Raw genomic sequence first — 8,304 nt, forward strand, 5'->3', positions numbered from 1 at the left:
GACTCCCACCGTGGATTGGATCGGCGCACTGGCGATGGCACTGGTGCTCTACGCGGGTGTCCACTTCCAGGTTCCTCTGGGAAGCTTTCTTCTCTTTGTGATGATGGCCAACCTGCTGTCCGGCTCGATTAGTGGGTTTGGTAATGTCCGTGGGCAGTTTGAGGAGCTACTCGGGGCAGCGGATCGGATCTTCACCCAGGTGCTGGATGTCGTGCCCAGTATCCGTGATAGGGAAAACGCCACCCCTCTTCCTAAAATGGCAGGTCGCGTGGTCTTCGAGGAGGTCAGCTTTGGCTACGAGGAAAGTACACCCGTTCTGCAAAACATCTCGCTCACGATCGAGCCTGGTGAGATTGTCGCCTTTGTGGGGCCAACCGGGGCGGGTAAGTCCACACTCGCAGATCTGATCCCCCGCTTCAATGACCCCACCAAAGGGCTGGTACGCATTGACGGCTACGATATTAAATCCGTTACGATCGCCTCGCTTCGCCAGCAGATTGGCATTGTTCCTCAAGATAGCATCTTATTTTCCGGGACGATAAAGAGCAATATTGCCTACGGCAAGCCCGACGCCACCGACGATGAGATACGCGCCGCCGCGCGTGCCGCCAATGCCCACGCGTTCATTCAGGCCCAGTCGCAGGGCTACGAGACACTGGTGGGTGAGCGGGGCACCACCCTCTCAGGAGGCCAGAAGCAGCGCCTCGCTATCGCCCGTGCCCTGCTCACGGACCCGCATATTTTAATTTTTGATGAAGCCACCAGTGCACTTGATGCCCAGACCGAGTCCGTGGTGCAAGAAGCACTGGGCACCTGGTTCAAGGGCCGCACGACCATTATTATCGCACACCGGCTTTCCACCATCGTCAACGCCGATAAGATCGTCGTGCTGCAAGACGGTAAGATCGCCGAGATCGGAAACCACGCGGAGCTACTGGCCACCGGCGGACTCTACAGCCTGCTCTACAACGCCCAGCAACGGGGAATTGATGCCTAACCTCCCCCCGGCTTCGCCGACCCGGGTACCCTCTGGGTGCGGCTCCGCGAAGGGGGTGGAAAAGCCGCGCCCACTCACGCTCAAAGTCCGTGCGCTTGCCGCGACCATTGGAGGGCTGGTGCGCCTTCTCGCGGGCACCGCACGACTGACGATTATCGGCGAAGAGGCGGCGATGGCGACGCTGAAAGAGCACAACGGAGGGATTCTGGTCACCTGGCATGGCCGCACCCTGCTCTCGCTCTACCGCTACCGAAACCGAGGCTACTGGGCGCTGGTCTCGCTCTCACGCGACGGCGATATTCAGGCGCACAACTTCGAGAAATTCGGCTATCAGATCGTCCGAGGCTCCACAGGCAGAGGCGGTGCCCGTGCTGCCGTACAGATGCTCAGGGAGCTGGAAAAAGGGGGCGTTCTCGCCTTCACTCCCGATGGTCCACGCGGCCCCGCCCGAAAAGTCCAGCCCGGTGTGGTCTTCTTCGCACGGCGCTCGGGCAAGCCGATTCTCCCGCTCATTGCCACCGCCACGCCGTGCAAGCGCCTCACCACCTGGGACGACTACCTTCTCCCGGCCCCTTTCAGCCGCGCCGCCTGGGTCTTCGGTGAGCCGATCTTTATCGCTGCCGATGAGTCCGACGAAGACGCCTGCCGCAGAGTGGAAGAAGCGCTCAATGCCTGTGAGGCAAGGGCCGAGGGAATGCTATGAAAAGCCATCCCGAACCCATCCCCCCGGCCTCACTTCCCGAACCCATCCCCCCGCCCCCCTTCCCTGTTCCAAGGAAGGGGGAGCCAGAACCCTCCCCTACCCTCCCTGCGCTGAGGGAGGGTGGCTTGGAGCGAAGAATGAGCGGAGAGCCGGGTGGGTTCGGGAAGTGAGGCCGGGGGGATACTTGCAGTTGCTATTTAGGGTTTGATATAATCTGCCAGAGAGCATCTTGCCTCTGCCAACCCACATCCTGGCTTTGCCGGAGGGAATTTAGTCTATGCCGACCATTAGTTCTGCCACCTTACAGGCCACTTTAGCCGCTATCCAGCGTCACTGGGCCGCTGCCGAGACCGCTTTAGGCCGTGCCATCGTCTTAAAATCCGGCACCGGGCTTGCGCAGCTCACTGCCTTGCATCAGACAGTTTCTGCCATCGCCTTGGCGCAGGTCACCCCGGAGAACCAGCGCCAGGCCGCCGCCCTCACCCGCGACACCACCCGAACCGCCGTTCGTGCCGTCAACTCCCGCCTCGTCACCAGCGTCCGTGGCCTCCTCCCCGAAACCGAGTTTGTCGCACAGCTTCCTGCCCTACCCACCAGCAACGCCCTCGCGGAGAAGCAGCTCCGCGCCGCACGGGACTTGGAGAGCATCTGGACGAGCATCAACGCCCTCCCCGAGAACCGCTACCCCTCCGTCAAGCCGCCTCTCACGATTCTGGTGAAAGAAGACGGTGCTACGAACGCACTCACGCTTGCCAACTACAGCGCCCGCATCGCGGCCTACGAAACCGCCCAAAGCACCATCCGCCAGCTCGACGAAACCCTCGCCACTCTCAACCTCCGCCGCGACGACGCCATCAAAAAAGCCCGTAAAGCCCTCACCGAGTACCGTGCCGCCATCCGCGCCCTCTTCCCCGAAGACAGCGAGCAAGTTCAAACCCTGCCAAAGTTGTAAAATAATGCATATTAATATTATTAATCTTAAATGCATAAGAGGTATACAATCTCTCCGGTGGAATATATCAAGATTGATATCTCAGAAAGGTTGGCATGTTTTCTTAGGAGGAAATGGAACAGGAAAAACATCAATTATCCGATCAATTGCTTTAGGATTAATAGGGCCAAATGATGCACAGTATTTACAACAAGAATGGCCTAAATGGATTAATAAAAACGAGAAATCCGCAACAATCATACTAACATTAATAAAATCCCAAGAAGATAAATATTTAATGAATTTAAACCGAGAAAACATATTAGTCCCGACAACAGCGACAATTATTCAAGCAGAAAATAAAAGGCCAGCTAGACCTTTATCTGTACATGAATCAGTAAAAGGTTACAAATCACTATTTTCAACCAACATTAGAAATGTCATCCCTCCTGATCTTCACGTTTGGAGTTCATCAGAAGGATGGTTCAGTGCATCATTCGGGCCATATCGTCGTTTCACAGGCGGTGATCCAAAATATAATGATGCTTATCTTCAGAATCCGAAAGCGGCTCCACATATTTCAGCCTTTGGAGAAGATGCTGCATTAGGCGGTGCTTTAACATGGCTTCGCGACCAAGCTAGACCTAGCCGAAAAGATGGAAAACTAATTATTGAACTAATAACAAACGTTATCAACTTAGAAAAATTTCTTCCCAACAATACTGTTCTTCATGAGGTAAATGAAGATGAAATTCTCTTCAAAGATGGCACCGGAAACATTATCGAAATTGAGCAACTCGGTGACGGCTACCGCTCCGCTTTGTGCATTGCCATCGAACTGATCCACCAACTCGTCCTCGCTTTTGGGATTGATGCCCTGACAGTTCCTGGACGCCCCAATGAAATTATCATTCCCGGTGTGGTGCTCATTGATGAAGTTGATGCTCACCTGCACCCAACTTGGCAACAGCGCATTGGTTTCTGGCTGACGAAGCGCTTCCCAGAGATGCAGTTTATTGTCACCACCCATAGCCCCCTCATTTGCCAAGCGGCGACAACAGTTTACAAACTGCCCACACCTGGCACCGATGAAGAAGGACGCTTTCTGGATGATCTGGAGCTTTCCCGTTTGCGTTATGGCAATATCTTAGAAGCCTACGCCAGCGAAGCCTTTGGGAAGATTGAGCGTTCTGAGGAAGGCAAGGTGAAGCTGGATCGCCTTGCGGAGTTGGAACGGCTATCGTGGGAACGGGAGTTGACGGAAACAGAGCGCGATGAGCAGCGGGGGCTGCAAGCGATCTTTATTGCCTCTCCTGTTGGGTTGGGAGAGATTGAGCCGTGATTGGGGTTCCACTCGTTCTGAGCTGTCCCCCTGAAGCGGTCAAGAAACTCAGCGACGAACAAGGCGATATTGATAAGCTTGTAAACTTTGCCGAAAAAGTAGCGCTTGCGGAAACACGATGGGCGAACCGCACCGGCAACCAAGCCTTCGATGCCGTCCGTGATCGGCTTGCGGAGCTACGGCCTGGCAAACAGTATTGTTGCTACTGCGAGCACAATACTACGAGTGCAATCGAGCATATCTGGCCCAAGAGCCTCTACCCGGAGCATGCCTTTGTCTGGTGGAACTACCTTCTGGTTTGCTTCCGGTGCAACACGGAGAAGAAGGGGAAGCAGTGGGCGATGTTCGGAGCGGGAGACACTGTCTCGCCTGTCACCAGTGCCACAGCTTTTCCCATCAGTGATGCTGTCTTTCTTGACTTGCGAATGGAAAACCCACTTGCGCTGATTCGCCTGGACTTCAGCGACTGGCAACTCAAGCCCCGCAACGACATTGTGCTCTCCGTGCGAGAAAAACGGAGGGTTGAGTACACCGTCGAGACCGTTCTAGAACTCAATGACGAAGCCTTCCGAAGTGCCCGCCGTGCGCTTTTCCAAACCTACTACCAGGACTTGAAAACTTACCGCCGAACTCGTGACGCCGAGCTTGCACGAGCCAATATCTTGGGCAATCTTCACCCTACCGTGTGGTTTGAGATGAAGCGCCAGAGTAACCACCCAAAGCTCAAACGTCTCTTCGACGGCATCTCTGAAGTGCTGGATTGGTAGACGCATTCCCACGTCCGCAGGACGGCGTAACTCCGAGTCGGGTCGTTCATGACTTGACACACGCCACGATTAAGACAACGGCGCTAGATCAGGCTCAACAAACTCCGCCCGCGCCAGATCGCTCTTAATTACCTCGGGGCTGTAGTGCTTTTGGATGCAGGCGAAAGTCAGCAAATCCGGGTTTGCGGCACGAAACGTGGGCCAAATCCCAGCTTCGGTCAGGCGTGCGGCGATGAGTCGTGCAAACGCAATCGTGATCGTGTGATGGTAGCCTGTGTGGTTGCCCTTGGCGGCGTTGTAGCGCTGGATTCCAGCCACAATACTCGCCTCCGCCTCAGCATACGGCAGGCGACTCAGGTAGAGAAACCCCATGCGGACGTGCGCGGTATGCGTCCACTCGTAGCGCGGCAAGCTCGTGTCCTCAAAAGCAGTCAAGAAAATTTCGTCGGTCATTCTGTGTTCGCTGTACCCGCCGATTAAAATCGGCGTCTGTGAGCCTCGCAGGCTCGGCTGAGAAATCGCTCCGCGATTAGGAATGAAGTGCTTTCCCAGTCGCGGAGCGACTTTTTGGCGGAGGGACGACGCCCCTAGACGCCGATTTTAATCGGCGGAAATTCAATCGGCGGCAAGCCCAGCGCACGCTCCAGCCGCGCCAGAAGCGCAGAAGACAGGTTCACTACAACACCGAGTCGAGCAGGTGCTGGCTCACACTGTCCAGTGCACCACGATCCACGATCTCGAAGCGATTACTGTCAGCATCAATGATCAGTAAGTGTGCTTCGGAGAGCCAGAGGCACGACTCGGAGAGGTTCTGCACCACAAAATCGCGCTCGCCCTTGTCGGTGACGACGTGCCAGTAGGTCACGCCAAACTCCTGTCTGACACTAGTGAGCGCCAGAATCTTCGCCGTGAGATAGCGCCGCGCCAGCTCCTGCTGGGCGATGCGTCGGCTCTCGGGTGTGAGTGCATCCAGCGAGGGAACCAGCGCGATCTCCTCACTCTTGCCATCCAGCAGCGAGAGGTACTGCCCGGGCCGTCGGAGCGGCGACGACTGGTAGATCGCCACTTTCGGGTAGGATTTTTCGTTGTCCACCGTCAGGCGCAAGACACCCGGCGGGTCATAGAAAAGCTGTAAGTTTGTCACGTATTTACTCTTGTTCACTCTCCCGAGGGGCCGCTGTCGGCGTGCTCCTCGGTGTCTCCGTAGAGGGTTTGGATAAAGGCAAGCTGTCCCTCATGATAGGCCATGTTCCAGTAGGGATGAAAGCAAGCCTCCGCCCATGTCCGAGAAGTCCCGGGTATCTGCATCGCCACAAACGTCCCGTCGAGCGCACGCAGTGCGGTTGCCAGCGTATCGGCGGAGGCGATGAGTCGCTCGGCAAGTGCCTCAGGGGTTATCAGTCCGTCGGTACTGGCTTCCCACTCCGCCTCAGTAGGATTGCGGTAGGCACGCTCCTGAAAAATACACGTCCACTTTACATTGGCTCCAACGCACTCCGTGAGCTGGTCTACGATGCTCCGCCCCAAACCTTCGGGCTTCCAGTCGAGCTTCTCTAGGGGGGTTGCCTTCAGCGCCAGAACCAGATCACGTGCGAGCTTCTCGGTCATCCGCGCTGCAGTTTCTTGTGGACTCATTCGTTCGCCTTTCTCTGCATCAATACGAGAAGCACTGCCTGACCGCCATGATATGCCTCGTGGACAATCACGTGGGTCATGAGCCAGCTCAGCGTGAACTCCTGGGCTGTGCCATCACGCCGCACTCGCGTTGCCGTGTGATTGGGACTCTCCAGCGCCCCGATCAGCCGCTTGGTTTTCTCTCGCGTTGTCGCCAAGAGCGCCTTATAAAAGTGCAGGGGGTAGGTGGGTGGAGTCGGCCAGCGGATGCCGAACTGGTCAATCTCGCCCTTTAGCACCTCGCCCTCCCTGTCTTGATAAGGCTCGCCGCACGCAATGTGGTGGAGCCAGTAGGCCTCAACCTCAGCGATATGCACCAGCAGAGCGCCGATGCTGTGGCCGTTGGGGAACGCTTGCCACATTAACTCGGGGTCCGTTAGGTCTTCGCCCAGCTCCCCGAGCCACTCGTGGGTGGCCTGATCAAGCTGGGTTAGCCAGTTTTGAATCTCTTTCAAAATCGTTAGTTGCCTTCCTCGGTGTACGCCACATTTTCGGTGAGCGCTTTACTGGTCTGTGCCTGGGTCTCGACCAGGCTGTAGAAAATCCCCTGCTTCTCCATCAGCTCGGCGTGGGTGCCGATCTCCGCGATCCTGCCCTTGTCAATGACCACAAGCCGGTCGGCGTTGCGGAGCGTGCTGAGGCGATGCGCGATGGCAAAGGTCGTGCGGCCTGCGGTGAGGTTGCCGATTGCCTGCTGGATTTTCTTTTCTGTCTCAACATCTACGGAGCTCGTCGCCTCATCCAGAATCAGAATCTTCGGGTTGTGCAAGATGGCCCGGGCAATCGAGAGGCGCTGCTTCTCGCCGCCGGAGAGCTTGCCACCTTTCTCCCCAACATTCGTGTCGTAGCCGTCGGGCTTCTGCACAATGAACTCGTGGCAACAGGCAGCGCGGGCGGCCTCGATAATCTCCTCGAAGCGCGCGTCGGGCTTACCGTAGGCGATATTCTCCGCGATGGTTCCATTGAAGAGAAACGGTTCCTGCAGCACAATTCCAATGTGCCGACGGAGCGCCTGAAGCTCAATGTCGCGGATGTCAATACCATCGATGCGGACACTGCCGCCATCGGCATCGTAGAAGCGACAGAGCAGATTCACGGTCGTGGACTTGCCCGCGCCGCTCCGCCCGACCAAGCCGATCAGCTCGCCGGGCTTGACGGTTAGGTCAATGCCTTTGAGAACCGGGTTGGACTTGTCGTAGCCAAAGCGGACATTCTCGAAGCGAATCTCGCCCGTGACAGTCTGGAGATCCAGCGCACCGGGCTTATCATAGGTCTCGGACTGCGAATCAATCACTTCAAACACACGCTCAGCTCCGGCCATGGCGCGGGAGAACCACTGATTCACCTGCCCGAACCACTGGAGCGGGCCGTAGACCTGCCAGAGGAGAATCTGCATCGCCATGAGCTTGCCCAGAGTCAGCTCGCCGTGGAGCACTAGATAGCCGCCAAAGCCCCAGTTGATGAGCGGCGCAAGCCCGACTAGCACGGTGACAAAGGTCTCCGAGCGGAACCACCAGCGGTCCGCAATGAGGCCGCTCTGCGCCAGCTCGGAGTTGCGGTTGCGAAACTTGTCCCACTCTCCCTCCTCGCGCACAAATGCCTTCACGACCCGAATGCCGTTGAGCGACTCATTGAGCTGGGTGTGGAGCCGCCCCCACTTCTGCCCGACTTTATGGTACTTCGAGGCCATCGGCTTCCAGATAAGCGACATCAGGACGGCGACAAGCGGCACGGGCAAGAGAATCGCCAGCGTCAGTTTCCAGGAGAGCAAGAGCCCCGATGCCAGTCCTCCAACCAGAGTCAGTGTCCCAGACAACAAGTACGGGACTCCATCCACAAGAAAGCCCCAGACCCGGTCGGTGTCCTGCGTGACGCGGCTGACAATCGCGC

General features: G+C 56.9%; 10 protein-coding genes. 5 read left to right on the forward strand and 5 right to left on the reverse strand.

Going from position 1 to position 8,304, the window contains the following annotated elements; translation table 11 throughout:
• The 5 genes from ACH2EH_RS22765 to ACH2EH_RS22785 all read left to right on the forward strand — a co-directional run.
• Positions 1–997 (forward strand): ABC transporter ATP-binding protein (locus ACH2EH_RS22765; protein WP_395145359.1); only part of this gene is annotated, 997 nt, incomplete at its 5' end.
• A 55-nt stretch (positions 998–1,052) separates the two neighbouring features.
• Entirely contained in the window at positions 1,053–1,700 is a 648-nt protein-coding gene (locus tag ACH2EH_RS22770) for a lysophospholipid acyltransferase family protein (protein ID WP_395145361.1), read from the forward strand.
• 277 nt (positions 1,701–1,977) lie between these two features.
• Positions 1,978–2,652, forward strand: coding sequence for a hypothetical protein (locus tag ACH2EH_RS22775; protein WP_395145362.1), 675 nt, complete (start codon positions 1,978–1,980; stop codon positions 2,650–2,652).
• Positions 2,653–2,725: 73 nt separating this feature from the next.
• Complete coding sequence (locus tag ACH2EH_RS22780) at positions 2,726–3,973, forward strand: AAA family ATPase (protein WP_395145364.1); 1,248 nt, start codon at positions 2,726–2,728, stop codon at positions 3,971–3,973.
• Positions 3,970–4,740 carry a hypothetical protein gene (locus ACH2EH_RS22785; RefSeq protein WP_395145366.1) on the forward strand — a complete coding sequence of 257 codons (771 nt, stop codon included), beginning with the start codon at positions 3,970–3,972 and terminating at the stop codon, positions 4,738–4,740. Before ACH2EH_RS22780 ends, ACH2EH_RS22785 begins: the two co-directional genes overlap by 4 nt.
• 69 nt (positions 4,741–4,809) lie before the next feature.
• Here ACH2EH_RS22785 and ACH2EH_RS22790 read toward each other — a convergent pair whose 3' ends face one another.
• The 5 genes from ACH2EH_RS22790 to ACH2EH_RS22810 form a co-directional block, all read right to left on the reverse strand.
• Complete coding sequence (locus tag ACH2EH_RS22790; protein WP_395145367.1) at positions 4,810–5,193, reverse strand: hypothetical protein; 384 nt, start codon at positions 5,191–5,193, stop codon at positions 4,810–4,812.
• 223 nt (positions 5,194–5,416) lie between these two features.
• Entirely contained in the window at positions 5,417–5,884 is a 468-nt protein-coding gene (locus ACH2EH_RS22795; protein ID WP_395145369.1) for a DUF1854 domain-containing protein, read from the reverse strand.
• Between the two features lie 14 nt (positions 5,885–5,898).
• The gene (locus ACH2EH_RS22800; RefSeq protein WP_395145371.1) at positions 5,899–6,375 is read right to left on the reverse strand and encodes a hypothetical protein; all 477 of its coding nucleotides are present in this window, start codon (positions 6,373–6,375) and stop codon (positions 5,899–5,901) included.
• Positions 6,372–6,869 carry a DinB family protein gene (locus tag ACH2EH_RS22805; RefSeq protein WP_395145373.1) on the reverse strand — a complete coding sequence of 166 codons (498 nt, stop codon included), beginning with the start codon at positions 6,867–6,869 and terminating at the stop codon, positions 6,372–6,374. Before ACH2EH_RS22805 ends, ACH2EH_RS22800 begins: the two co-directional genes overlap by 4 nt.
• 5 nt (positions 6,870–6,874) lie before the next feature.
• Positions 6,875–8,304 (reverse strand): ABC transporter ATP-binding protein (locus ACH2EH_RS22810; protein ID WP_395145375.1); only part of this gene is annotated, 1,430 nt, incomplete at its 5' end.

Source organism: Armatimonas sp. (assembly GCF_043760365.1).
GTDB lineage: Bacteria > Armatimonadota > Armatimonadia > Armatimonadales > Armatimonadaceae > Armatimonas.